Source organism: Hydrogenophaga sp. GW101-3F08 (assembly GCF_059424585.1).
The window spans coordinates 164260-188316 of record NZ_JBWKZP010000004.1 but is presented as its reverse complement, the minus strand read 5'-3'; the positions used below and the strand labels follow the sequence as shown (position 1 = coordinate 188316).

Annotated in this window: 22 protein-coding genes; 13 read left to right on the top strand and 9 right to left on the bottom strand. The window is 67.1% G+C overall.

The window, feature by feature from the left end:
• Positions 1–20 precede the first annotated feature (20 nt).
• The 7 genes from AC07YZ_RS13030 (at position 21) to AC07YZ_RS13000 (ending at position 8390) form a co-directional block, all read left to right on the top strand.
• Complete coding sequence (locus AC07YZ_RS13030; protein ID WP_494795045.1) at positions 21–974, top strand: LysR family transcriptional regulator; 954 nt, start codon at positions 21–23, stop codon at positions 972–974.
• A gap of 145 nt (positions 975–1119) precedes the next feature.
• Positions 1120–2667 carry an ABC transporter ATP-binding protein gene (locus tag AC07YZ_RS13025; RefSeq protein ID WP_494795044.1) on the top strand — a complete coding sequence of 516 codons (1548 nt, stop codon included), beginning with the start codon at positions 1120–1122 and terminating at the stop codon, positions 2665–2667.
• Complete coding sequence (locus tag AC07YZ_RS13020; RefSeq protein ID WP_226492045.1) at positions 2654–3841, top strand: ABC transporter permease; 1188 nt, start codon at positions 2654–2656, stop codon at positions 3839–3841. The genes AC07YZ_RS13025 and AC07YZ_RS13020 overlap by 14 nt, the downstream gene beginning before the upstream one ends.
• 2 nt (positions 3842–3843) lie before the next feature.
• Complete coding sequence (locus tag AC07YZ_RS13015) at positions 3844–4764, top strand: ABC transporter permease (protein ID WP_494795043.1); 921 nt, start codon at positions 3844–3846, stop codon at positions 4762–4764.
• 61 nt (positions 4765–4825) lie between these two features.
• Positions 4826–5971 carry a BMP family ABC transporter substrate-binding protein gene (locus AC07YZ_RS13010; protein ID WP_068172474.1) on the top strand — a complete coding sequence of 382 codons (1146 nt, stop codon included), beginning with the start codon at positions 4826–4828 and terminating at the stop codon, positions 5969–5971.
• A 187-nt stretch (positions 5972–6158) separates the two neighbouring features.
• Positions 6159–7214: a Rieske 2Fe-2S domain-containing protein gene (locus AC07YZ_RS13005; protein WP_494795042.1), complete on the top strand. Its 1056-nt coding sequence runs from the start codon at positions 6159–6161 to the stop codon at positions 7212–7214.
• Between the two features lie 138 nt (positions 7215–7352).
• Positions 7353–8390, top strand: a complete 1038-nt coding sequence (locus AC07YZ_RS13000; protein WP_494795041.1) for an adenosine deaminase — start codon at positions 7353–7355, stop codon at positions 8388–8390.
• A 32-nt stretch (positions 8391–8422) separates the two neighbouring features.
• Here the strand turns inward: AC07YZ_RS13000 and AC07YZ_RS12995 are convergent, their stop codons facing one another.
• Genes AC07YZ_RS12995 through AC07YZ_RS12985 form a run of 3 tightly spaced genes read right to left on the bottom strand, consistent with a single transcriptional unit; the run spans position 8423 to position 9768 of the window.
• On the bottom strand, positions 8423–8830 hold the full coding sequence (locus AC07YZ_RS12995; RefSeq protein WP_494795040.1) for a hypothetical protein: 408 nt from the start codon (positions 8828–8830) through the stop codon (positions 8423–8425).
• Positions 8827–9381: a TetR/AcrR family transcriptional regulator gene (locus tag AC07YZ_RS12990; protein ID WP_494795039.1), complete on the bottom strand. Its 555-nt coding sequence runs from the start codon at positions 9379–9381 to the stop codon at positions 8827–8829. The genes AC07YZ_RS12995 and AC07YZ_RS12990 overlap by 4 nt, the downstream gene beginning before the upstream one ends.
• 3 nt (positions 9382–9384) lie before the next feature.
• Positions 9385–9768: a DUF6463 family protein gene (locus AC07YZ_RS12985; RefSeq protein ID WP_494795038.1), complete on the bottom strand. Its 384-nt coding sequence runs from the start codon at positions 9766–9768 to the stop codon at positions 9385–9387.
• A gap of 182 nt (positions 9769–9950) precedes the next feature.
• On the opposite strand from AC07YZ_RS12985, the gene AC07YZ_RS12980 reads away from it, so the two are divergent.
• Positions 9951–11048 (top strand): BMP family ABC transporter substrate-binding protein, encoded by a 1098-nt coding sequence (locus AC07YZ_RS12980; protein ID WP_494795037.1) that lies wholly within the window; start codon positions 9951–9953, stop codon positions 11046–11048.
• 95 nt (positions 11049–11143) lie between these two features.
• Complete coding sequence (gene guaD, locus AC07YZ_RS12975) at positions 11144–12427, top strand: guanine deaminase (protein ID WP_494795036.1); 1284 nt, start codon at positions 11144–11146, stop codon at positions 12425–12427.
• 64 nt (positions 12428–12491) lie between these two features.
• Here guaD and AC07YZ_RS12970 read toward each other — a convergent pair whose 3' ends face one another.
• The 5 genes from AC07YZ_RS12970 to AC07YZ_RS12950 all read right to left on the bottom strand — a co-directional run bounded on the left by AC07YZ_RS12970 (position 12492) and on the right by AC07YZ_RS12950 (position 18475).
• Positions 12492–13886 (bottom strand): PAS domain-containing sensor histidine kinase, encoded by a 1395-nt coding sequence (locus AC07YZ_RS12970; protein WP_494795035.1) that lies wholly within the window; start codon positions 13884–13886, stop codon positions 12492–12494.
• Positions 13887–13936: 50 nt separating this feature from the next.
• Positions 13937–15340 carry an ATP-binding protein gene (locus tag AC07YZ_RS12965; RefSeq protein WP_494795034.1) on the bottom strand — a complete coding sequence of 468 codons (1404 nt, stop codon included), beginning with the start codon at positions 15338–15340 and terminating at the stop codon, positions 13937–13939.
• Positions 15341–15441: 101 nt separating this feature from the next.
• Positions 15442–16446: a cytochrome d ubiquinol oxidase subunit II gene (locus AC07YZ_RS12960; RefSeq protein WP_226492057.1), complete on the bottom strand. Its 1005-nt coding sequence runs from the start codon at positions 16444–16446 to the stop codon at positions 15442–15444.
• Positions 16447–16465: 19 nt separating this feature from the next.
• Entirely contained in the window at positions 16466–17836 is a 1371-nt protein-coding gene (locus AC07YZ_RS12955) for a cytochrome ubiquinol oxidase subunit I (RefSeq protein ID WP_494795033.1), read from the bottom strand.
• Positions 17837–17875: 39 nt separating this feature from the next.
• Entirely contained in the window at positions 17876–18475 is a 600-nt protein-coding gene (locus tag AC07YZ_RS12950) for a GbsR/MarR family transcriptional regulator (RefSeq protein WP_494795032.1), read from the bottom strand.
• A gap of 160 nt (positions 18476–18635) precedes the next feature.
• On the opposite strand from AC07YZ_RS12950, the gene dcd reads away from it, so the two are divergent.
• The 3 genes from dcd (at position 18636) to AC07YZ_RS12935 (ending at position 21862) form a co-directional block, all read left to right on the top strand.
• Positions 18636–19211, top strand: coding sequence for a dCTP deaminase (dcd, locus tag AC07YZ_RS12945; RefSeq protein WP_068172500.1), 576 nt, complete (start codon positions 18636–18638; stop codon positions 19209–19211).
• A 107-nt stretch (positions 19212–19318) separates the two neighbouring features.
• Positions 19319–20218 carry a KPN_02809 family neutral zinc metallopeptidase gene (gene ypfJ / locus AC07YZ_RS12940; protein ID WP_494795031.1) on the top strand — a complete coding sequence of 300 codons (900 nt, stop codon included), beginning with the start codon at positions 19319–19321 and terminating at the stop codon, positions 20216–20218.
• A gap of 156 nt (positions 20219–20374) precedes the next feature.
• A complete protein-coding gene (locus tag AC07YZ_RS12935; protein WP_494795030.1) occupies positions 20375–21862 on the top strand; it encodes a DEAD/DEAH box helicase in 1488 nt (495 codons plus the stop codon).
• Between the two features lie 24 nt (positions 21863–21886).
• On the opposite strand, the gene AC07YZ_RS12930 is transcribed toward AC07YZ_RS12935, so the two are convergent.
• Positions 21887–22723 carry a symmetrical bis(5'-nucleosyl)-tetraphosphatase gene (locus AC07YZ_RS12930; protein ID WP_494795029.1) on the bottom strand — a complete coding sequence of 279 codons (837 nt, stop codon included), beginning with the start codon at positions 22721–22723 and terminating at the stop codon, positions 21887–21889.
• Positions 22724–22732: 9 nt separating this feature from the next.
• On the opposite strand from AC07YZ_RS12930, the gene AC07YZ_RS12925 reads away from it, so the two are divergent.
• Entirely contained in the window at positions 22733–24046 is a 1314-nt protein-coding gene (locus tag AC07YZ_RS12925; RefSeq protein WP_226492063.1) for a hemolysin family protein, read from the top strand.
• Positions 24047–24057 lie beyond the last annotated feature (11 nt).

The window sequence follows — 24057 nt, the reverse complement described above, 5'->3', positions numbered from 1 at the left end:
CAAACGCATAGCCTCAGGGTATGAAATACGTGTCCATGTTCGACAAGATTGATCTGCACCTGATCCGCGTGCTGCACACCGTGCTGACCGAGCGCAGCGTGTCGCGCGCGGCGCTGCGCCTGGGCATGTACCAGCCGGCGGTCAGCGCATCGCTCAAGCGCTTGCGCGAACTCGCCGGCGACCCGCTTTTGGTGCGCTCGGGCTCCGGCATGGTGCCCACCGTGGCCGGGCTGCGCATGATCGAACCGGCGGCCGACATCCTGCGCAGCGCCGAGGTGCTGTTTTCCGACGCCCGCAGCTTCGACCCCACCACCGCCCACCACACCTTCAGCCTGGCCGCCAGCGACTACCTGGACCCGCTGTTCCTGCCCCAGTTGGTCACGCAGATCAAGAGCCTGGCGCCGCACTGCCCGATCGAGATCCACCCGCTCTCGGCCGATTCCGACTACCGCAACCACCTGGCCCAGGGCGATGTGGACGTGGTCATCGGCAACTGGCCGCTGCCCCCCGGCGACTTGCACCTGGGCCGGTTGTTCGGCGACGAGGTGGTGTGCCTGGTGTCCAACCAGCACCCGGCGGTGCGCCGCGGCTGGGACGTGGAAGCCTGGCTGAGCGCCGAACACATCGCCCCCACGCCCACCCACCCCGGCGCGCGCGGCGTGATCGACGACCACCTGGCCAGCCAGGGCCTGGTGCGCAACATCACCGCGCGCTGCCCGCATTTCGGGCTCATCCCGGCCATGGTGGCGGGCAGCCTGCTGGTGCTGACCACCGGGCGCCAGTACTGCGAGCGCTACACCGGCGTGCTGCCGGTGCAGGTGCTGCCGTGCCCGGTGCCGTTCCCGCGCATGATGTATTACCAGCTCTGGCACGAACGCACCCACAACTCGGCCGCCGGGCGCTGGCTGCGCGATCAGGTCAAAAGCGTGGCGGCCTCGCTGCGCCGGCTTGAGTCCGACGTGGCGGCGGCTTGAATATGAAACACCCCCGCGTCGCTTTCAGTGCCACTCCCTCCAGGGGGCGCAGCCAGCAGCCCGGCGAAGCCGGTTCTGCGGCTGCCCCGGGCCACAGCCGATCGCTCGATGTCGACCCCATGTACAAAAACAAAAGGAGATCGCTGTGACCACTCCCCGACTCCAGCTCACCGGCATCACCAAGCGCTACCCCGGCGTGGTGGCCAACAACGGTGTTTCGCTCAGCGTTGCGCCCGGCGAGGTGCACGCGGTGCTGGGCGAAAACGGCGCGGGCAAGTCCACGCTGATGAAAATCATCTACGGTTCGGTCAAGCCCGACGAGGGCTCGGTCATGTTCAACGGCCGGCCGGTGCATGTGCGCAACCCGCAGGAGGCGCGGGCGCTGGGCATCAGCATGGTGTTCCAGCACTTCAGCCTGTTCGACACGCTGACCGTGGCGGAGAACGTCTGGCTGGGGCTCGACAAGTCGCTCACCTTGCCCGAGGTCAGCGCCAGCATCACGGCCAAGGCGGCCGAATACGGCCTGGACATTGACCCCTCGCGCCCGGTGCACACGCTCAGCGTGGGCGAGATGCAGCGGGTGGAGATCATCCGCGCGCTGCTGACCAGCCCGCAGCTGTTGATCCTGGACGAGCCGACCTCGGTGCTCACGCCGCAAGCGGTGGAGAAGCTGTTTGTGGTGCTCAACAAGCTCGCGTCCGAGGGCTGCAGCATCCTCTACATCAGCCACAAGCTGCACGAGATCCGCGAGCTCTGCACCGCCTGCACCGTGCTGCGCGGCGGCCAGGTCACGGGGGTGTGCGACCCGCGCGAGGAAAGCAACGCCTCGCTCTCGCGCCTGATGATCGGCGCCGAGCCGCCGGCGCTGAACGTGCGCGCGCTCCACGCCGGCGCCACCGTGCTGGAGGTGAGCGGCCTCACGCTGGCCAGCGACGACCCGTTTGGCACCGACCTGAATGGCATCGCGCTAACGGTGCGGGCCGGCGAGGTGGTGGGCATCGCGGGTGTGTCGGGCAACGGCCAGAGCGAGCTGCTGGTCTGCCTCTCGGGCGAAGACCGGCGCGCGCCGCCGGGCAGCATCCGCGTGGCCGGCAAGGACGCCTCGCGCTACGGGCCGGGCAAACGCCGCGCGCTCGGTTTGCATTTCGTGCCCGAAGAGCGCCTGGGCCGCGGCGCCGTGCCCACGCTCTCGCTGGCGCAGAACCTGCTGCTGTCCCGGCGCGACGCGCTGGGCGCGGGCGGCTGGATCAAGGTCGGCGCGCTCAGGGCCCAGGCGGCCGGGATCATCGCGCGCTACAACGTCAAGGCCAACGGGCCGGACGCGGCCGCCAAGTCGCTCTCGGGCGGCAACCTGCAGAAGTTCATCGTCGGCCGCGAGATCGAAGCCAAGCCCAAACTGCTGATCGTGAGCCAGCCCACCTGGGGCGTGGACGTGGGCGCGTCGGCGCAGATTCGTGGTGAGATCCTGGCGCTGCGCGACGCCGGTTGCGCGGTGCTGGTGGTGAGCGAAGAACTCGACGAGCTGTTCGAGATCAGCGACCGCCTGCACGTGATCGCCAAAGGGCGGCTCTCGCCCAGCCTGGACCGCGCCGAGGCCACCATCGAGCACATCGGCGAGTGGATGTCGGGCCTGTGGGACGCCCAGGGCGCATCGAACAACAAGAACGAGGAGACCGCCCATGCTGCGGCTTGAAGTCCGTCCCCAGCCGTCCAAGGGCTGGGGCTACGCCTCGCCGCTGCTGGCGCTGGCCATCACGGTGGTGATCGGTGTGGTCCTGTTCGCGGTGCTCGGCAAGGACCCGGTGCGCGGCCTGCAGGTGTTTTTCTGGGAGCCCATCAAGAGCAGCTATGCGCTGTCGGAGCTGATGGTCAAGGCCACGCCCTTGTTGATCATCGCGCTCGGGCTGGCGGTGTGTTTCCGCTCCAACGTGTGGAACATCGGGGCCGAGGGCCAGTACCTGATCGGCGCCATCTTCGCCGCCGGGGTGGCGCTCACGGCGGACAAGACCACCGGCCCCTGGATCGTGCCCGCCATCATCGCCGCCGGCGTGCTCGGCGGCATGGTCTGGGCCGGCATCACCGCGCTGCTGCGCGACCGCTTCAACGCCAACGAAATCCTGGTCAGCCTGATGCTGGTCTACGTGGCCGTGCAGGTGCTCAACTTCCTGGTCTACGGCCCCTGGAAAGACCCGCTGGGCTACAACTTCCCGCAGACCAAGACCTTCGAGGCCGTCACGCAGATCCCCAGGCTGATGCAGGGCTCGCGCGTCAACATCGGCCTGCTGCTGGCCCTGGCCGGCGTGGGCGCGGTCTGGGTGTTTCTGTTCCGCACCTACGCGGGCTACGGCCAGCTGGTGGGCGGGCTGGCGCCGGCCGCGGCGCGCTACGCCGGCTTTTCCTCGCGCAAGGCGCTGTGGATCGCGCTGCTGACCTCGGGTGGCATGGCCGGCCTGGCCGGTGCGCTGGAGGTGGCCGGCCCGATCGGCCAGCTCACGCCCTACGTGCCGGCGGGCTACGGTTTCGCTGCCATCATCGTGGCCTTCGTCGGGCGGTTGCACCCGGTGGGCATCGTGTTCTCGGCCATCCTCATGAGCATGTTCTACATCGGCGGCGAGCTGGCGCAGTCGCGCCTGGGCCTGCCGAAATCGATCACCGGCGTGTTCCAGGGCCTGCTGCTGTTCGCGCTGCTGGCCTGTGACACGCTCATCGCCTACCGGATCAGATACATCCCCGCCGCGCTGCGCGCGACCCCCTCCAGAGGTCGGAGCCTGCAGACCGGCCAAGCCGGTTCTGCGGCGCCTCTGGGTTCGGTTGCCGGCGCTCAGTCGCCAGTGGTGTCTGGTTCCGTTCAGGCTGGTCAGGAGTGAATATGGAATCCCTTGCCCTGCTCTTCGCCTCGTCGCTCAACGCCGGCACCGTGCTGGCCATCGCTTCGCTGGGCCTGCTCATCAACGAGAAGGCCGGCATCGTCAACCTGGGTGCCGAGGGCATGATGCTCTGCGCCGCGCTGGCCGGTTTCGCCACCGTGGTGCACACCGGCAGCACGCTGGCCGGTTTTGCCGCGGGCATGGCGGCGGGGGCTTTGCTGGCGGCCATCTTCGGCGGCCTGGTGATCTGGCTCAACACCAACCAGTACGCCACGGGGCTGGCGCTGTCGCTGTTCGGCGCGGGCTTCTCGGCCTTCGCGGGCACCCGCTACGTGCAGGAAAAGCTGCCCGAGCAGATGCAGTTCAACATTCCCCTGCTGGGCGACATCCCGCTGCTGGGGCCGGCGCTGTTCCGCCACCACCCCATGGTCTACGTCTGCGTCGGCATCGTCTTCGGGCTGATCTGGTTCCTCTACCGCACGCGCGCCGGTCTGGTGCTGCGCAGCGTGGGCGAGAGCCCCGAGTCGGCCCACGCGCTGGGCTACCCGGTGCGGCGCATCCGGCTCATGGCGGTGATGGCCGGGGGCGCGCTCTGTGGGCTGGCCGGCGCCTACGTGTCCACCATCTACACGCCGCTGTGGGTCGAGGGCATGATCGCCGGCAAGGGCTGGATCGCGCTGGCGCTCACCACCTTCGCCACCTGGCGCCCGGCCCGGGTGCTGCTGGGGGCCTACCTGTTCGGCGGCGTCACCATGCTGCAGTTCCACCTGCAGGGCATTGGCGTGAACGTGCCCAGCCAGTTCCTGACCATGATGCCTTACCTGGCCACCATCGTGGTGCTGGTGCTGATCTCGCGCAACCCGACCTGGATCCGCATCAATATGCCCAGCTCCATCGGGAAGCCCTTTTATCCCGGCGCATAATCTTTTTTCGGTTTTTGTCACTGTTTCCGTTACCACCAACTCTCCCAACAAAGAGGTTTCCATGACTGACCTGAGCAAACGTTCCCTGATGAAGCTCGCCGCTTTGACCGCGGTGGCCAGCGCCGTGCTGATCGGCTGCGGCAAGAAGGAAGAGGCGGCGCCCGCGCCGGCCCCTGCACCCGCCGCGGTCGAGGCGCCCAAGGCCGAGCCGCTGAAGATCGCGTTCGCCTACGTCGGCCCGGTGGGCGACGGCGGCTGGACCTTTGCCCACGACAACGGCCGTAAGGCGGTCGAGGCCGAGTTCGGCGACAAGGTGGTGACCAGCTTCGTGGAAAACGTGCCCGAGAGCGCCGACGCCGAGCGCGTGCTGCGTGACCTGGCCGGCCAGGGCAACAAGCTGATCTTCGGCACCACCTTCGGCTACATGGAGCCCATGCTCAAGGTGGCGCCCGATTTCAAGGACGTGAAGTTCGAACATGCCACTGGCTACAAGACGGCCGAGAACCTGCGCACCTACGACAGCCGCACCTACGAAGGCGCCTACATGGCCGGCGTGATCGCGGGCAGCATGACCAAGACCAACACCCTGGGCGTGGTGGCCTCGATCCCAATTCCCGAGGTGATCCGAAACATCAACAGCTTCACGCTGGGTGCGCAGTCGGTCAACCCCAAGATCAAGACCAAGGTGGTCTGGGTCAACGGCTGGTTCGACCCACCGAAGGAGACCGAAGCCGCCACCTCGCTGATCAATGGCGGCGCCGACGTGCTGATGCAGAACACCGACTCCTCGGCCGTGTTGCAGACCGCCGAAAAGCTGGGCAAACGCGCCTTCGGCTGGGATTCCGACATGACCGCCTACGGCCCCAAGGCCCATCTGGGCTCGGCCGTGATCAACTGGGCGCCGTACTACATCAAGGCCACCAAGGACGCGCTGGAAGGCACCTGGACCACCGGTGGCGTGTGGTGGGGCCACAAGGAAGGCGCGATCGACATGGTGTCCATCGCCGAAGACGTGCCGGCCGAAACCAAGGCCAAGATCGACGCCGTCAAGGCCGGCCTGAAGGACGGCAGCTTTGCCATCTGGAAAGGCCCGATCGTGGACCAGAGCGGCAAGGAAGTGCTGGCCAAGGACACGGTCGCCGACGACGCCTTCCTGGGCGGCGTGAAGTTCTTTGTCAAGGGTGTTGAAGGCAAGGTGCCGAACTGACCCACCCCCGCCGCGCCGCAGGCGCGACCCCCTCAAGGGGGCGATGCGAGTGGACCGGCGGAGCCGGCTCCACCGCATCCTTGGGAAGGCCGTTCGCTCCGAATCGGGGTGGCCTCTCCGCCTGACCTGCGGGGCCCTCGGTCCAAGCCGCTGCACCCGCAGCGGCTTTTTTGCTTGAGGAGATTCGATGATCGAAAACCAGCTCTGGCACCCCGTGATCGCGTCCAACCAGGTGCGTGACACGCCGGTGTCGTGCATCCTGTTGGGGGAGGCGCTGGTGCTGTGGCGCGAGCCGGGCCACGACGGTGCGCCAGGGGCGGTGCATGCCTGGGTCGACCGCTGCCCGCACCGCGGCGCACGCCTCTCGCTCGGCCGGGTGCTCAACCACCTGCACGGCGCGCGGCTGGAGTGCCCGTACCACGGCTGGCAGTTCGGCGGCGATGCGGCGGCCGCGCAGGCGCAGGTGGCCAGCGGGCGCTGTGTGCATGTGCCGGCCGCGCCGGCTTTCGAGCCGCCCGCGTCCCATTGCGCCACGGTGTTCGAAGCCACCGAACGCCATGGCCTCGTGTGGGTGCGGCTGGAGCGCCCCGACCGCGCCGAGGTGCCCGCCGCGCTGGCCGAGCCGCCCGTGTTCGAGCCCTGGAGCGATCCGCTGTGGCGCCAGGTGCTCTGCGGGCCTTACGACGTGAACACCGGCGCGCCGCGCCTGGTGGAGAACTTCCTGGACTTGAGCCATTTCGGTTTCGTGCACGAAGGCTGGCTGGGCGCGCGCAGCCACGCACAGGTGGAGACCGGCAAGGTGCAGGAGGGGGCCGACGGCCTGGTGGCCGACGATTGCCGCGCCTGGCAACCGCGCGCCTACGCCGGCGCCAGCGAGGGCGGCTGGGTCGCCTACCACTACGCCGTGCCGCACCCGTTCGCCGCCATCCTGCGCAAGGACGGCAGCGTGGGCGATCCGGTGAGCAACGCGATCGCGCTGTTCATCCGGCCCGACACCACCGGCTCGTGCACCGCCTGGTTTGCCATGGCCACCCTGGGCGATCTGTCGGACGACGAAGAATTGCGCGCCTTCCAGGACGCGGTGTTCGCCCAGGACCGCCCGGTCGTGGAATCGCAACTGCCGCACGCCCTGCCGATTGGCCGGGACGGCCCCATCGCCGAGGTGCACAGCCCGGCCGACCGCATGTCCAGCGCCTACCGCCGCTACCTCGCGCGCCTGGGTGTGACGCTGGGCGTGTGCTGAGAGGAACCACCCCCGCCGCGCTTCGCGCCACCCCCTCTCAAGGGAGCGCCCTGCGGTGCCCAGGGCTTGGACCGTTCGGCGCTCCGGCGCCATGGAAAACTGATACCCTTTTTATTTCCCTCGCTAGGAGTCAAAGCCATGAAAAACCCCGCCGTTGAACGCGCCGTGGCCCTGGCGCGTGCCATTCCCAAGGCCGAGCTGCACATCCACATCGAAGGCTCGCTGGAGCCCGAACTCATCTTCGCCCTGGCCCAGCGCAACGGGGTCGTGCTGCCCTACGCCAGCGTGGAGGCGCTGCGCGCGGCCTACGCCTTCACCGACCTGCAGAGCTTTCTGGACATCTACTACGCGGGCGCCAGCGTGTTGCTGAAGGAAGCCGACTTCTACGACATGGCCTGGGCCTACTTCCTGCGGGCCAAGGCCGACCACGTGATCCACGCCGAGCTGTTCTTCGACCCGCAGACCCACACCGCGCGCGGCGTGCCCATGGGCACGGTGATCCAGGGCCTCTCACGCGCCTGCGCCGATGCCCGGTCGCAGCTGGGCATCAGCGCCTCGTTGATCCTGTGTTTCCTGCGCCACCTGAGCGAAGAGGACGCCGCCGCCACGCTCGAAGCCGCCTTGCCCTACCGCGAGCACTTCATCGGCGTGGGCCTGGATTCGAGCGAGGTCGACCACCCGCCCGAGAAGTTCATCCACGTCTTCGCGCGCTGCCGCGAGCTGGGCCTGCGCATCGTGGCGCATGCGGGCGAAGAGGGCCCTCCCGAGTACATCTGGGAGGCGCTGGAGCTGCTGCAGGCCGAGCGCATCGACCACGGCGTGCGTTGCCTGGAAGACCCGGTGCTGGTGGCCGAGCTGGCGAAGCGCCGCACGCCGCTCACGGTGTGCCCGCTGTCCAACCTGAAGCTCTGTGTGGTGGACGATCTGGCCGACCATCCCATGAAGCAGTTGCTCGACGCGGGCCTGTGCGCCACCGTCAACTCCGACGACCCGGCCTATTTCGGCGGCTACCTGAACGACAACTTCGAGCAGACCGTGCGCGCGCTCGCACTGACCGAGGCCGAGGTGGTCACGCTGGCGAAAAACAGTTTCGAGGCGAGCTTTGTGAGCGACGCCGAGCGTGCCGCCTTGCTCGACGCGCTGGACCGGTCGATAGGACAAGCGGCGCTGGCCTGAACGGGCCACCCCCGCTGCGCTGTGCGCGGCTGCTAGGCGGTGGCGCGCAGTGCCCAGAAATGGGCAACCGCGTACAGGCCGCAGATCAGCGATGAACCCAGCATGAAAGGGGTGCGCATCGTCGCCATCCAGGGCGCCAGCCCCAACACCACGGCGGCGCGAGCGGCATAAACCCCGGCAATCCCCCACACCACCTCGCGGCGCCAGGGCAGTGCTTCGCAGCACCCGCCCAGCGACAGCGTGTAGAGCCCGAAGCCTGCCAGCGCCAATGCGATACCCGCTGTGAGCAACGCGGGCCCGGGGTGGCCCTGCCCGGCCCGCCGCGCCATCCGCTCCCCCGCGCCAAAGAACCGGTACCAGGCCGGGCCGCCGACGATGATGGCGATGTGCAAGGCAGCGGCCAGAAAGTCCAGGCCAGCGGCCCATGCCGGAGCGGTCACGGCGGCGTCCCCTGGGTCGGGAGCAGCAGCATGCACAGGGTGTGATCCATCTGCATCGCGTCCTCGGGCGTGACCAGGGTCGGCAGGTGCTGGATGCCGATCAGTTGCGCGTAGCCCATCCTGGCGATCAAACGGGCCTGGGCCGGAGCCACCCCCATGCCTTGGGCGAGGTCCGTCAGGTAGGCGATGCGCTGGGCGTCAACGGCCTGCACCGTGGCGGCCACCTCGGCATGGCTGTTGCCCCACGCCCGCAAGGCCACTTCGGGCCTCATGTCCTTGCTGAACACCAACTGGCTCAGGCGCTCGCTGCGCAAGCGCGGGTCGTCGAACGCGGCCACCGCGTCAATGAGCTGCTGCGTGTAGGTGTTTTTCCAGTGGACGAGCAGGGCGCTCACGTAGGCGGGCTGACTGGCGAAGTGGTGATAGAACGACCCCTTGGTCACGCCCAGTGCGTTGCACAGGGTGTCGATCCGGAGTTGCTGCGGACCGCCATCGCCGAGCAGATGCAGGCCTTTTTCCAGCCAGTCGTTGCGGGTGAGGGGGGCGGCCATGTTTCAGGCGACGCGGCGGAGCTGGCGGGGCGGCCAGGCCATGCGCAGGCCCAGCGCGACAAACAGCCAGGCGCCCGAGACGGGCAGCACGTAGGCCACGAGCAGGCCCATGACCAACAGCGCCCAGCCCAGCGAGGCCGGTGCGGTGCCCAGGCGGTCCAGCCATTGCTGCGTCAGCCAGCCCAGCAACACCCAGGAAACGCCCGCCACCTGAAACCACAGAGCGGCGAACCGGTCCATGTGCATCACGCCCGGGCGCTCAATGCTGTGCCACCAGCCGGCATCGCTCCACGCCGCCACGATGCCCCAGCTGAGCAGCAGGCCGATCGCACAATGGATCACGCCAATGGCCACGAGCAGCCAGCCACCACGTCGGTATGCCCACATGAAAACCTCCGGTTCAATGGTTTTTGGATGGCGAAACATACCATACCAAATGGTATGTTTCAATGTCATCAACGGCACAAGCCGGTGCCTGGGACGGGCCCGGCGGGTAGAATTCCAGTCTGCGAGCCGGTGCTTCCCCGGCTCGCTTTTTTTGTCCTTCGGAAGCCATGTAGAGGAACACCATGTACAAAAACCTCGTGGCCCGGCGCGTCTGCGTCCTGGCGGCCGCCAGTTTTTTCATCCCTTTTTCAACCCACGCCCAGACGCCCGCCCAGGCGCCGCTGAAGGCGGCCTTCGTGTACGTGGCGCCGCTCACCGAGGCCGGCTGGGTGCGTCAGCACGAGCAGGGGCGCCTGGCGGTGCAGGCCGCTCTGGGCAGCCGGGTGGAAACCCGTTTTGTCGAGAACGTGCCCGAGGGCCCGGACGCCGAACGCGTGATCCGCGACCTCGCTCAGCAGGGCCACAAGATCATCTTCACGCCCAGCTTCGGCTACATGGAACCCACGCTGAAGGTGGCGCGCGAGTTCCCGGACGTGAAGTTCGAGTCGATCACCGGCTACAAGACCGCGCCCAACGTGGCCACGGCCAACGCGCGGTACTACGAGGGCCGCTACCTGGCCGGCGTGGCCGCGGGGCGCATGGCCACGCAGGCCGGCTACGTCGCCGGCTTTCCGATCCCCGAGGTGGTGCAGGGCATCAACGCCTTCACGCTCGGCATGCGCTCGGTGAATCCGGCGGCCACGGTGCGCGTGGTGTTCCTCGGCGAGTGGTTCAACCCGCCGCGCGAGCGCGACGCCGCCATGACGCTCATGAACCAGGGCGCCGAGGTGCTGGCCTTCCACACCGGTTCCACCGCCGTCATGAGCGCGGCACAGGAGCGCGGCAAGCTCGCCGTGGCCTACCACTCCGACATGCGCAAGTTCGCGCCCGACGCGCAGATCGCCGCCGTCACCCACCTCTGGGGCGAGTACTACACGCACCGCGTCAAGGCCGCGCTCGATGGCAGCTGGAAGAGCGGCAGCGTCTGGGGTGGCGTGAAGGACGGCATGATCCGCGTCGACGCCTACGGCAGCAAGGTGCCCGCCGCCGTGCGCGAGGAAGTGACGGCGCGCCAGGCCGACATGGCCGCCGGCAGGCTGCACGCCTTCGCCGCCAGCCACGGGGACGTGCGCGACAACGAAGGCCGGGTGGTGATCCCGGCGGGCAAGACGCTGGGCGACCCGGACATCCTGAACATGAACTGGCTGGTCGAGGGCGTGCTGGGCAAGCTGGCGCGCTGATGGTCCGCTGAAGGAGCGCCGCGGCCCGGCATCCGCATGGGCCTTATGGGCCTGGCGGTATGCCGGCGGCGCTGGAGCCCGGTAAGCTAGCGTCCATGCAAGCCTACCGCGCCGCCATCCTCCGTTTTTCCGACGACCACAGCCCGATCTACGACGAAGACGGGCTGCTGGTGACGGGGCCGGACGCCAGCGGCCGGCATGTGGTGCGGGCCGTGGGCGACCACCGGTCGCTGGCTGACGCGTTCGCGGGCGTGCCGGTGGAAGACCTGCGCGGGCGCCTCATCGCCCCCGGCTTTGTGGACCTGCACATCCACTACCCACAGCTCGACGTGATCGGCGCGCCGGCCGACGGGCTGCTGCCCTGGCTGACGAACTACACCTTTCCGCACGAATCCCGTTTTTCCGATGGGGCCCACGCCAGCGAAGTGGCGGGTTTTTTTCTGGACGAACTGCAGCGCCACGGCGTGACCACCGCGCTGAGCTTCGCCACCTCGCACCCCGCCTCGGTCAACGCCATCTTCGAGCAGGCGCACCAGCGCGGGCTGCGCTTCATCACTGGCAAGGTGCTGCAGGACCGCCACAGCCCCGACGGCGTGCGCGACGACACCGAACAGAGCCTGATCGACACCGAGGCGCTGATCCAGCGCTGGCACGGCGTGGACCGGCTGGGCTACGCGATCACGCCCCGTTTCGCGCCCACCAGCTCGCCCGAGCAGTTGCGCGGCGCGGGCGAACTGGCCGCGAAGTACCCGCAGGTGTGGATCCAGTCGCACGTGGCGGAAAACCTCGACGAAGTGCGCTGGGTGGCCGAACTGTTCCCGCACGCACGCAGCTACCTGGGCGTGTACGGCGACCACGGCCTGCTGCGCGAGCGCGCCGTCTACGCCCACTGCATCCACTTCGACGCGGCCGACCGCGCGCTCATGGCACAGACCGGTGCGGCCGCGGCCGTGAGCCCCACCAGCAACCTGTTTCTGGGCAGCGGCTTCTTCGACTTCGCCGCGGCCGAGGCTGCCGGCATGCGCCACGGCCTCGCCAGCGACGTGGGCGGCGGCACCAGCTTCTCGCCGTTCCACACCATGCTCGCGGCCTACTACGTGGGCCGCGAAGGCCACACCAAGACCGGCATGAGCCTCAGCCCAGGCCAGCTCTGGTGGCAACACACCGCGGGCGCGGCGCAGGCGCTGGGCCTGGGCGGTGTGGTGGGCAACCTGCGGCCCGGCAGCGAGGCCGACTTCGTGGTGCTCAACCCCAAGGCCACACCGCTGCTGGCGCGCAAGACCGATCAGGCGAACAGCCTGGACGAGCTGTTGTTTGCGCTGATCGTGTTGGGCGACGACCGGGTGGTCGAGCGAACCGTCATTTCCCAGGCCCTGTAGAGCGCGGGCCCCGCACTGATGGCGGCATGCCGCCAGGGCCTGTCTTTGGCAGACCCGTTCGCGTTCAATGAGCGTGCGCGGGCGCGACGGGAATCTCCAGGATGAACGATGCCCCTTGTCCGGGGCCGTCGCTGTGGACGTGCAGGCTGCCCCCCATTTCCTGGGCGGCCAGCACGCAACTGTGCAGACCAAAGCCATGCCCGTTCTTGCGTGTGGTGAAACCGTGGGAGAAAACGCGCGTCAGATTCTCCGGCGCGATGCCTTCTCCGTTGTCCGTCACGGTGATGCGCAGCACGGCCCCTTCCACACCTTCCAGCAAAACAGCACTCAGTGTGATGAGCGGCCGCCTGTCTGAGACGCCGTGCAAGGCCTGCTTGGCGTTGCTGATCAGGTTCACCAGCACCTGCAACACACGATGCCGATCCAGCAGGAGAGCGGGCAAAGTCACGTGGCCTTTGTCAACGTCCACTTTGTGGCGTGTCAGCGCATCCGCGTGCATGCGCAGCGCGTCGTCCAGCAGCTCGTCCACATGGGCGGACTCGACCATACGCGGTGCGCCCGCGTAGGACTGCTGGGTGGCGATGACCTGTTTGATGTGGTCGACACTGCTGCACAGTGCACCGAGTTCCGTCGCCATGGCTTCGTGCTCGACCTCCAGCGCCCGGGCCAGTTCGCGCAGATAGGTGGGCAGCAGCTTGCCTTTGGGGTCCTGCGTCAGGAACCCACCCAGATCCTCGGCATGTGCATCCATCAAGCCGACGGCGCGCGTGAGCCCCTTGAGTTTGGATGCCCGCAACTGGGCGGCCATCAGGTCGGCCGACACGTTGACGCTGTTGAGCACGTTGCCCACGTTGTGCAACACGTTGGTGGCGATCTCGGCCATGCCCGCCAGGCGCGCCGTGGTGAGCAGCTGGGCCCGAACCTCCTCGATTCGTCGCTCCGCTTCCTTCAGTTCGGAAATGTTTTTCGAGGTTCCAAAGGTCCCGATCAGGTTGCCGTTCCGGTCTCTCCAGGGGCCTTTGGTGGTGAGGTACCAGACGACACGCCCGTCCGGGTGAACGGTTTTTTCGCTCTTCTCGACAATGGGTTTCCCGGTCCGGATGATCTCTTTTTCATCGTTGCTGAATTCACCCGCCCGGTCTTCGCCATAGATATCCGCATCGGTTTTACCGATCACATATGTTTCAAAAGCGTCCTCGCTGGCCAGATGGGGCGGGAGGGCCTCTTCACCGATGGCCGGATGCGCGGCACGGTAGCGGCTGATCGCCAGCCGCCGGAGGTTCTGAATTTCCGAACGGCTGGCCTTGACCAGGCGCGATTCCAGATCCTTGAAGAAGATGGAGTCCGGCGAGTTTTCCATCAACGTGCTCAACAGATCCTGCTCGTTGATCCGAGGCGTGTCCGCCAGAGCCTCCGTCTCTGGAACATGGTCGTTGTCTTCAATGGATCGTGTCTTCATGGGGGCGCCTTGCATGAAACGGCCTACACAGATCGGACCATGGCCCCGGCTTACGTGGGGGCCTGTCGAATGGGCAGCGTGACGCGGAATGTGGTGCCTTGATCGACCACACTGTCCACGTCAATCCGTCCATTGTGTTTTTGCACGATGCCGTAAGACAGCGACAGCCCCAGCCCCGTGCCTTTGCCAATGGGTTTGGTGGTGAAGAAGGGCTCGAAAATGCGTTTGAGCGTTTCGGGCGGTATGCCTGAGCCGGTGTCGGCCACCTCCAGCCACACGTGTTCCCCTTCGGTTCCCGTGCGAATGGTGATGCATCCACGCGTATCGCCCATGGCATGGGCCGCGTTGACCACCAGGTTCATGACCACCTGGTTGATCTGGGACGCCAGGCATTCGATGCTGGGAATGGCGCCGTACTCCTTCACCAGATCGGCCTTGTACTTGATTTCGCTGGCCACGATGTTCAGCGTCGAGTCGATGCCCTTGTGCAAATCGGCCCATTCCCATTCCTGCTTGGAGTCCACGCGGGAAAAATCCTTCAGATCCTGAACGATCTGACGCACCCGCACGATGCCTTGCTTGGATTCCCGCATGAGCACGGGAATGTCTTCTTTCAGGAAATCCAGTTCCACGCGTTCGCGCAGGGCCCGCAGGTGCTCGGCCACGTCGGGTGTGGGAATGCTGCACTCGGCATCTTCGTAGGCTGTGAGCAACTCAAACAATTGCTCGATATAGCCTTCCAACGTGCCGAAGTTTGAAAAGATATAGCCAATCGGGTTGTTGATCTCATGCGCAACACCGGCGGCCAGTTGGCCGATGGAGGCCAGTTTCTCCGACTGGACCAGTTGCCCTTCCAGGTGCTTGCGCTCGCCGATCTCGTTTTGCAAAGCTTCATTGACGGTGCGCAGCTCACGGGTGCGTTCCTGTACCGCGTCCTCCAAACGCGTGCGTTGCGCCGCGGCATCGTGTGTCATTTGCCATTTGGTGGTGAGCGCCGTGGCCAGTTGGAAGACCTCAATCGCATCAAAGGGCTTTTTCAGGATGAGCAGCCGGTCGCGCACCTCCAGTCGCGCCAAGATGTCGTCCCACGAACTGTCGGCATAGGCCGTGCAAATGACCACCTGCAAGCGCGGGTCGCTGCGCCACAGATGTTCAATGGTTTGCACGCCATCCCACCCCGGCGGCATGCGCATGTCCACGAAGGCCATGGCGTACGGCCGGTTTTCCTGGAGGGACGCCTCTATTTTTGACAGCCCTTCCTGCCCCTGGTAGGCCGAATCGAGTTCAAAGGCGGTCAGGTCGGGCGCTTGGGCATCATCGCCAAACAGGGCCGCCTCCACAGCGCTGAGTTCCCCATGTTCCAGCGCTTGGGGCATGAGGATTTTTCGAAAATCCTCATGGATGGCGGGCATGTCGTCAACCAGCAGGATGCGACGGTTTTGCGGAATCTTCATCGCGGGTCCTCCGGGGAGTCGACGGAATTCTTTTCAAAATTATTAGAGCAGATTTCTCCTGGTTGCCGGTCTTTTCGCTTTCAGCGGTGTGCGCCAAAACGTCAGTTGTACGTGAGCGCCCGCGCCTTGCCCCAGAACACGCGGTACATGAAAGCGGTGTAGACCACGATCACCGGCAGCGTGATCGCCACCCCGATGAACACCACCGTGAGCGACCCGGTGCCGATCGCCGCTTCCCACACCGTCATGCGGCCGATCACGATGTCCGGAAAGATGCTGTAGGCCAGCCCGAAGAAGGCCAGCACGAAGATCAGCACCGTGGCCACGAACACCACCCAGCCATGGCCCGCTTTCACCATGCCCGGGTGTGTCACCACCCAGCGCACCGCAAAAAAGGCCACGGCACAGCTCAGTGGGATCGGCATCAGCGCGAACACCTCGGGCACGCCGAACCACTTGTCCACCACCGCCGGGTTCACCAGCGGCGTGGCGGCCGAGATGGCCACCAGGGCCGCGCCCACGGGCCACAGCACGCGCCGTGCCCAGTGCACTGCACGCTCCTGCAAGGCGCCTTCGGTCTTCATGATCAGCCAGCCCGCGCCCAGCAGCACGTAGGCGGCGGGCAGCGTGAGCGCGATGCCCAGGCTGAAACCCAGCCCGAGCGGCCCGTTGTCGAAACCGGTGATGTAGCTGCCCAGCATCCAGCCCTGGGCCGCGCTGGCCAGCAGCGAGCCGCCGAAGAAGGCCCGGTTCCAGAACGGCTTCCAGACCAGCGGCGCCTTCACGCGGAAGTCGAACGCCACACCGCGCAGGATCAGCCCGATCAGCATCAGGGCCACTGGCAGGTACAGCGCCTGCAGCACCAGGCCATGGGCGAACGGGAACGCCACCAGCAACACGCCCACGCCCAGCACCAGCCAGGTCTCGTTGGCGTCCCAGAACGGGCCGATGCTGGCGATCATGATGTCCTTCTGCGCGTCGTCGGCCAGCGGCAGCAGCAGGCCCACGCCGAGGTCGTAGCCGTCGAGCACCACGTAGGCCAGCAGGGCCAGGCCCATCACGGCCAGAAAGATCAGCGGCAGCAGGTGGGCCCAGCTTGTGTCCATGGGATTCTCCGAAGGGGTGTCAGACGCCGGCCTTGCCGAGTTCGGCGCCGTGGGTGGGGGAGGGCGCGTGCTGGACGGGGTGCTCCGCCATGTACTTGAGCACGCCCACGTAGGTGACCAGCAGCAGGCCGTAGACCACCAGGTAGGCGGTGAGGGTGAGCGCGATCATGGGCGGCGCCGTGTGGGTGGCCAGCTCGCTGGTGCGCAGCAGGCCGTAGACCATGAAGGGCTGGCGGCCGATCTCGGTCACGTACCAGCCCGAGAGCGTGGCCAGCCAGCCCGAAAACGTCATGCCCGCGAGCACCCAGAGCCAGGGCCGGGGCCACGGGTGGTGGTCTTCTGCCGCGCCCTGGCGGCGCTGGCGCCAGAGCCGCCAGGCGCTGAACCAGGCCACCACCAGCATCAGGCTGCCCACACCCACCATCACGCGAAAGCCCCAGAACACCGGCGCCACCGGTGGGTGCGCATCCTTGAAGTCGTGGATGCCCTGGACCTCGCCATCGAGGTCGTGCCTGAGCACCAGGCTGGCCAGCCGGGGGATCTTGAGCGCGTGGCGGGTGGTGCCCGCGGCTTCGTCGGGGATGCCGAAGAGCGTGAGCGGCGCGCCCTTCTCAGTGTCCCAAATGCCTTCCATGGCGGCGATCTTGGCCGGCTGGTGCTCCAGGGTGTTGAGTCCGTGCAGGTCGCCGGCCAGGAACTGCAGCGGCATGGCCACCGCGGCCGCCACGATGGCCGTGCGCATGGCCTTGTGGGTGCCGGCCGTGGCGCTGCCCTTGAGCAGTTGCCAGGCGCACAGGCCCGCGATCAGGAACGAGGCGGTCAGCGCCGAGGCCAGCAGCTTGTGCGCGAAGCGGTAGGGGAACGAGGGGTTGAACACCACCGCCCACCAGTCGGTAGGGATGAACTGGCCGTTGACGATCTCGAAGCCCGCGGGCGTCTGCAGCCAGGAGTTGAGGCTGAGGATCCAGAACGCCGACAGCGTGGTGCCCAGCGCCACCAAGGCGGTGGCGGCCAGGTGCACGCGCTCGGACACCCGGCCCCGGCCAAACAGCATGATGCCCAGGAAGCTGGCCTCCAGGAAAAACGCGGTCAGCACCTCGTAGCCCAGCAGCGGGCCCGAGATATTGCCGGTCTTCTCCATGAAGCCCGGCCAGTTGGTGCCGAACTGGAAGCTCATCACGATGCCCGAGACCACGCCCAGCGCGAAGCTGAGCGCGAACACCTTGGTCCAGAAGTAATACGCCTCCTCCCAGGCCGGGTCGCGGGTCTGGATGAAGCGCAGCCGGAAAAACAGCAGGAACCAGCACAACGCGATGGTGATGGTGGGGAACAGGATGTGGAAACTGATGTTGGCCGCGAACTGCATGCGCGACAGGATCAAGGCGTCCATGGGGCTTCCAGGTGGGTGGGGGCGTGGGGAAACGGGCTGTCAGGCGGCGTCGGACAGCTTGTCGGGGCGGGCCGATCGGGTGGCGCCCTTGCCGGTGAACCGGTCCTTGAGTTCGAGCACGCGGGTCACGGTGGCGCCCATGCCCATGAGCTGCAGGGCGGTCTCGGGGGCGAGCTTCTGCACGTCGTCAAACCAGGTCATGAGCCGGTCGATCAGGTCGTGCATGTCGCGCATGCGGGCCTGGGCGTGGCGCTCCGCGTCGGTCGAGGGCGTCTCCAGCAGGGCCGTGCGCAGCATCGACAGCGTCGGCTCGATTTCGCGGCGGCGCCGCTCTTCGGCCAGCACGCGGAAGATCTCCCACACATCGGCGGGTGCTTCGAAATACTCGCGCCGGTCACCGGGCTGGTGGCGCAGCCGCACCAGGCGCCAGGACTGGAGCTCTTTCAGGCCCATGCTGACGTTGGAGCGCGAGAACTCCAACTGCTCGGCGATCTCGTCGGCGTTGAGCGCCCGGGGCGAGATGAAGATCAGCGCGTAGATCTGGCCCACGGTGCGGTTGATGCCCCATTTGCTGCCCATCTCGCCAAAGTGGGCAACGAATTCGCGGTTCAGCGGGGGAAGGTGGTCTTGCAGCGGCATGGCCCGGAGTCTAGGTGGCTGTGTCTGAATTTTCAGGAAGTTCTGAAATTACATGAATGGCAACAGGGTCAATGGGCGGCCGCGGTGGGGCGGCGCGCCCGGTGCGGTATGGGCGGGTGCCTACAATCGGACGCAACAACACCGCCCGGAGCACGCACGCATGAGCATCAAAAGCGACAAATGGATCCGCCGCATGGCCGAACAGCACGGCATGATCGATCCCTTCGAGCCGGGCCAGATCCGCCAGGACGCCGCCGGCCACAAGATCGTGAGCTACGGCACCAGCAGCTACGGCTACGACATCCGCTGCGCGCCCGAATTCAAGGTCTTCACCAACATCCACAGCACCGTGGTGGACCCGAAGAACTTCGACGAAAACAGCTTTGTGGACATCAACAAGGACGTCTGCATCATCCCGCCCAACAGCTTCGCGCTGGCGCGCACCATCGAGTACTTCCGCATCCCGCGCAACGTGCTCACCATCTGCCTGGGCAAGAGCACCTACGCGCGCTGCGGCATCATCGTCAACGTGACGCCCTTCGAGCCCGAGTGGGAAGGTTATGTGACGCTGGAGTTCAGCAACACCACACCGCTGCCGGCCAAGATCTATGCGGGCGAGGGCTGCGCCCAGGTGTTGTTCTTCGAGAGCGACAAGGACGACGTCTGCGAGACCAGCTACAAGGACCGCGGCGGCAAGTACCAGGGCCAGGTTGGCGTGACGCTGCCCAAGACCTGAAACCTTCGCACCGCTCGCCACACAAGCGCTGCCCCACGGCAGCGTTTTTTGTTGGGGGCTTTGCATAATGGGTCTGGCTGTGTCGCCAGGCCCGAGGAGAATCCGCCATGAAATGGGAAAACAACCGCCAGTCGGACCAGGTGGAAGACCGCCGCTCCTCATCGGGGGGCGGCATGTTCGGTGGTGGTGGCGGCCGCCGCACCGGCGGACGGAACATCGGCCTGGGCACCATCGTGGTGGCGCTGATCGCCGGCTGGATCTTCGGCATCAACCCGATGACCATCCTCGGCTTCCTGGGCGGTACCGGTGAACTGGCCCCCAGTGCGCAGGTGGAGCCGGCCTCCACGCCGGCGAGTCTGCCCACCGACGACATGGGCCGGTTCGTGAGGGGCGTGCTGGGCGGCACGGAAGACGCGTGGGGCGAAGTGTTCCGCCAGGGCGGCGCCGAATACCACAAACCCACGCTCGTGCTGTTTCAGGGCTCGATGGCCACGGCCTGCGGCACCGGGCAGTCGGCCATGGGGCCGTTCTATTGCCCGGGCGATCAGAAGGTCTACATCGATCTGGGCTTCTACGACACGCTGCGCAGCCAGCTCGGCGCGCCCGGTGACTTTGCCCAGGCCTATGTGATCGCCCACGAGGTCGGCCACCACGTGCAGAACCTGCTCGGCACCACCGACAAGATGGAGCAGGCGCGCGGGCGCGTCAGCCAGCGCGAATACAACGCGCTGTCCGTGCGGCTGGAATTGCAGGCCGACTGTTTTGCCGGCATCTGGGCCAACCACAACCACCGGAGCAAGGCCATTCTGGAACCGGGCGACGTGGAGGAGGCGCTGAACGCGGCCGCCGCGATCGGCGACGACGCCCTGCAGCGCCGCAGCCAGGGGCAGGTCGTGCCCGACAGCTTCACCCACGGCACCAGCGAACAGCGCCAGCGCTGGTTCCACAAGGGGCTGGAGAGCGGCCGCGTCAAGGACTGCGATACCTTCAGCGCGCGCCAGATCTGAGGCCCCCGCGCGCCACCGCGGCGCGGCGCTTGGGTGAAAAGCGGTCAAAGTGAGACAATACCCGGCTATCGAGCCGTCCGCCGGGCCGCCCCAAGAACGACGGCACCCCTTGGGGGCCTGGCTCCGCCAGGGTCGGGGGCCCTTACCTGTACCGCAATGACGCAATCCTTTTCCCAACTCTCCCTCTCACCCTCGCTGGAGCGAGCCGTGGCCGAAATGGGCTACGAGAACATGACGCCGATCCAGGCGCAGGCCATTCCCGTGGTGCTGCAGGGACGTGACGTGATGGGCGCGGCCCAGACCGGCACCGGCAAGACGGCCGCTTTCACCCTGCCGCTGCTGCAGCGCATGATGAAGCACGACAACACCTCCACCTCGCCCGCGCGCCACCCGGTGCGCGCGCTGGTGCTGCTGCCCACGCGCGAGCTGGCCGACCAGGTGGCCGAGCAGGTCAAGCTCTACGCCAAGTACACCAACCTGCGCAGCACCGTGGTGTTCGGCGGCATGGACATGAAGCCGCAGACCGCCGAGCTGAAAAAAGGTGTCGAGGTGCTGGTGGCCACGCCGGGGCGTCTGCTGGACCACATCGAGGCCAAGAACTGCGTGTTGAACCAGGTCGAGTACGTGGTGCTCGACGAGGCCGACCGCATGCTCGACATCGGCTTCCTGCCCGATCTGCAGCGCATCCTTTCGTATTTGCCCAAGCAGCGCACCACGCTGCTGTTCTCGGCCACCTTCTCGACCGAGATCAAGCGGCTGGCCAACAGCTACCTGCAGGACCCGGTGACGATCGAAGTGGCGCGCTCCAACGCCACCGCCTCCACCGTCGAGCAACACTTTTACCGGGTCGACGACGACGACAAGCGCGGCATGCTCAAGCAGATCCTGCGCGAACGTGGCCTCAAGCAGGCCTTTGTGTTCGTCAACAGCAAGCTCGGCTGTGCGCGTCTGGCGCGTTCGCTGGAGCGCGAGGGCCTGAACACCACGGCCCTGCACGGCGACAAGAGCCAGGACGAACGCCTGAAGGCGCTCGAAGCCTTCAAGAGCGGCGTGGTCGATCTGCTGGTGTGCACCGATGTGGCCGCGCGCGGCCTGGACATCAAGGACGTGCCGGCGGTGTTCAACTTCGACATCCCGTTCAACGCCGAAGACTATGTGCACCGCATCGGCCGCACCGGCCGCGCCGGCGCCTCGGGTCTGGCGGTGTCCTTCGTCAGCGGGCGCGACGCGCGCCTGATGGGCGATCTGGAAAAGCTGCTGGGCAAGAAGCTGGAGCTCGAAGCGCTGGAACTCGAAGCCGACCGCCGCCCGGCCGGCCGCTTCAACGACGGCCAGCGCGCCTGGCAGCAGCCCGAAGGCGAGGAAGCGCGCCGCGGCAGCCGCCCGCCGCGCGAACCCCGGTCTGGCAGCCGCTACGAAGCGGACGGCCGCTCGGCCTCGGCCGGCCGCCCCGTGCGCGCTCCACGCGCCCCGGCCGATCCGTTGTTCGACAAGCCCTACGAGCCCAGCGCGCCCAGCGACGCCCCGCCGTCGTGGGAAGTGTCGCAACGGCCCGCGGTGCGCAGCGGTTCGCCCAACATCAAGACCCGCAAGAAAGTGCCGGCGCTGTTCAAGAGCGCCCCGGCCCCCACGCCGGACAACTGAGAGGCTGTCTCTCGCGTCGGTGTTTCAATCTTTGCCGGGTTTGCGCGCCTGGGCGCAGCGCACGGCGATGCGCTCGACGCGGCCCGCTGCATCGAGCATGCGCGCGGCCGTGAGACAACCGCCCCACACACAGCCCGTGTCCAGTGGCAGCAGATCGTCGCGCCGCACCGTGCCCAGCGTGGACCAGTGGCCGAACGCCATCGGCACGCCGGCCGTGCGCCGTCCGGGCACGTCGAACCAGGGCATGAAGCCCGCGGGGGCGCTGTCCGCGCTGTCCTTGGTGTCGAACTCCATCGCCCCCTGCGCCGTGCAGAAGCGCAGGCGCGTGAGCGCGTTGACGATCACACGCAGGCGCTCGGGGCCCTGCAGCGCGTCGCTCCAGCGGTCGGGCCGGTTGCCATACATGTCCTTGAGAAACACCGCCCAGTCCGGGCTGCGCAGCACCGACTGCAGTTCCTGCGCCAGCGCCAGCGTCTGCGCCATGTCCCACTGGGGCAGCACACCGGCGTGCACCATCAGCCAGCCGTGTTCGAACAGCGCCATGGGCCGCGCCCGCAGCCAGTCGAGCAGGGCGTCGCGGTCGGGCGCGTGCAGCACGTCGCCCACGGTGTCGCTGCGGTGGGGTTTGCGCACGCCGTGCGCGACCGCGAGCAGGTGCAGGTCGTGGTTGCCCAGCAGGCAATGCGCCGAGCCTTCGAGCGCCATCAGCCGGCGCACCACGGCCAGCGACCCGGGCCCGCGGTTGACCAGGTCCCCCAGCAGGTACAGCGTGTCGCGGCTGGGTGAAAAACCGATTTCGTCGAGCAGACGGCCCAGGGCGTCGTCACAGCCCTGCACGTCACCGATCATGTAAAGTGCCATTCGCCGATTATGGACATCCTCATCATTGTTTTCCTCACGCTGCTCAATGGCGCTTTCGCCATGTCCGAGCTGGCGCTGGCTTCCAGCAAAAAGGCGCGTCTGGCGGCGATGGCGGAGTCCGGTGACAAGGGCGCGCAGACCGCCTTGAAGCTGCTGGAGGACCCGACCCGGTTCCTGTCGTCGGTGCAGGTCGGCATCACCTCCATCGGCATGCTCAACGGCATCGTGGGCGAGGCGGCCTTCAGCGATGGCCTGGCCGAGGGGCTGACCGGCCTGGGCATGGCCAGCACCACGGCCAGCATCACCGCCACCGCCGTGGTGGTGGTGGTCATCACCTTCATCACCATCGTGTTCGGTGAACTGGTGCCCAAGCGCATCGGCCAGCTCTACCCCGAAACCGTTTCGCGCTGGGTCTCGCGGCCCATGGCCTGGGTGGCGCGCATCGCGCGTCCGTTCGTGCTGCTGCTGTCGGTGACCACGCAGGGCACCTTGAAGCTGCTGCGCATCGACACCAACGCGGTCCAGCACGTGACCGAGGAAGAAATCAACGCCAGCCTGGAAGAGGGCGTGGACGCCGGCATCATCGAAGAGCACGAGCACCAGATGGTGCGCAACGTGTTCCAGCTCGACGACCGCCAGCTCACCTCGATCATGGTGCCGCACTCCGAGATCCAGTGGCTCAACGCCCAGGACACGATCAACGAGGCGGTGCAGAAGGCCTGGATCACCGGCCATTCCTGGTACCCGGTGTGCCGCGGCGGGCTGGAGGACGTGGTGGGGGTGATTCACCTGCCGCGCATGCTGGCGCTGCAGGCCGAAGGCCACAACGAGGTGCTGATGCGCCACGTGCAGCCGGCCGTGTTCGTGCCCGAAACGCTCAGCGGCATGGAGCTGCTGGAGCAGTTCCGCGAACGCTCCACGCGCATGGTGTTCGTGGTGGACGAATACGGCGTGGTGCAGGGCCTGCTGACCCCGCTGGACATGCTCGAAGCGATCACCGGCGAACTCTCGCCCCACGCGGCCACGAACGCCTGGGCCACGCAGCGCGAAGACGGCGCCTGGCTGGTCGATGGCGCCATGCCGGTGGCCGAGCTCAAGGCGCGGCTGGACATCGGGGAACTGCCCGACGAGGACAAGGGCCGCTACAACACCGTGGCCGGCCTGATGCAGACCGTGCAAGGCGATCTGCTGGAGCAGCACCAGCACGTGGACTGCGTGGGCTGGCGTTTCGAGGTGCTGGTGCTCGACGGCCGGCGCATCGACCAGGTGCTGATCTCGCGCCTGCCCGAAGACGAGGAAACGCTGGCCGAAGAGGCCCGCTGAGCGGGCGCCCG

What these genes read in the sequence shown, in the direction of transcription:
- AC07YZ_RS13030 (WP_494795045.1), top strand. Translation starts at nt 21, where the DNA reads ATGAAATACGTGTCCATGTTCGACAAGATTGATCTGCACCTGATCCGC.
- AC07YZ_RS13020 (WP_226492045.1), top strand. Translation starts at nt 2,654, where the DNA reads ATGCTGCGGCTTGAAGTCCGTCCCCAGCCGTCCAAGGGCTGGGGCTAC.
- AC07YZ_RS13015 (WP_494795043.1), top strand. Translation starts at nt 3,844, where the DNA reads ATGGAATCCCTTGCCCTGCTCTTCGCCTCGTCGCTCAACGCCGGCACC.
- AC07YZ_RS13010 (WP_068172474.1), top strand. Translation starts at nt 4,826, where the DNA reads ATGACTGACCTGAGCAAACGTTCCCTGATGAAGCTCGCCGCTTTGACC.
- AC07YZ_RS13005 (WP_494795042.1), top strand. Translation starts at nt 6,159, where the DNA reads ATGATCGAAAACCAGCTCTGGCACCCCGTGATCGCGTCCAACCAGGTG.
- AC07YZ_RS13000 (WP_494795041.1), top strand. Translation starts at nt 7,353, where the DNA reads ATGAAAAACCCCGCCGTTGAACGCGCCGTGGCCCTGGCGCGTGCCATT.
- AC07YZ_RS12990 (WP_494795039.1), bottom strand. Translation starts at nt 9,381, where the DNA reads ATGGCCGCCCCCCTCACCCGCAACGACTGGCTGGAAAAAGGCCTGCAT.
- AC07YZ_RS12985 (WP_494795038.1), bottom strand. Translation starts at nt 9,768, where the DNA reads ATGTGGGCATACCGACGTGGTGGCTGGCTGCTCGTGGCCATTGGCGTG.
- AC07YZ_RS12980 (WP_494795037.1), top strand. Translation starts at nt 9,951, where the DNA reads ATGTACAAAAACCTCGTGGCCCGGCGCGTCTGCGTCCTGGCGGCCGCC.
- guaD (WP_494795036.1), top strand. Translation starts at nt 11,144, where the DNA reads ATGCAAGCCTACCGCGCCGCCATCCTCCGTTTTTCCGACGACCACAGC.
- AC07YZ_RS12970 (WP_494795035.1), bottom strand. Translation starts at nt 13,886, where the DNA reads ATGAAGACACGATCCATTGAAGACAACGACCATGTTCCAGAGACGGAG.
- AC07YZ_RS12965 (WP_494795034.1), bottom strand. Translation starts at nt 15,340, where the DNA reads ATGAAGATTCCGCAAAACCGTCGCATCCTGCTGGTTGACGACATGCCC.
- AC07YZ_RS12960 (WP_226492057.1), bottom strand. Translation starts at nt 16,446, where the DNA reads ATGGACACAAGCTGGGCCCACCTGCTGCCGCTGATCTTTCTGGCCGTG.
- AC07YZ_RS12955 (WP_494795033.1), bottom strand. Translation starts at nt 17,836, where the DNA reads ATGGACGCCTTGATCCTGTCGCGCATGCAGTTCGCGGCCAACATCAGT.
- AC07YZ_RS12950 (WP_494795032.1), bottom strand. Translation starts at nt 18,475, where the DNA reads ATGCCGCTGCAAGACCACCTTCCCCCGCTGAACCGCGAATTCGTTGCC.
- dcd (WP_068172500.1), top strand. Translation starts at nt 18,636, where the DNA reads ATGAGCATCAAAAGCGACAAATGGATCCGCCGCATGGCCGAACAGCAC.
- ypfJ (WP_494795031.1), top strand. Translation starts at nt 19,319, where the DNA reads ATGAAATGGGAAAACAACCGCCAGTCGGACCAGGTGGAAGACCGCCGC.
- AC07YZ_RS12935 (WP_494795030.1), top strand. Translation starts at nt 20,375, where the DNA reads ATGACGCAATCCTTTTCCCAACTCTCCCTCTCACCCTCGCTGGAGCGA.
- AC07YZ_RS12930 (WP_494795029.1), bottom strand. Translation starts at nt 22,723, where the DNA reads ATGGCACTTTACATGATCGGTGACGTGCAGGGCTGTGACGACGCCCTG.
- AC07YZ_RS12925 (WP_226492063.1), top strand. Translation starts at nt 22,733, where the DNA reads ATGGACATCCTCATCATTGTTTTCCTCACGCTGCTCAATGGCGCTTTC.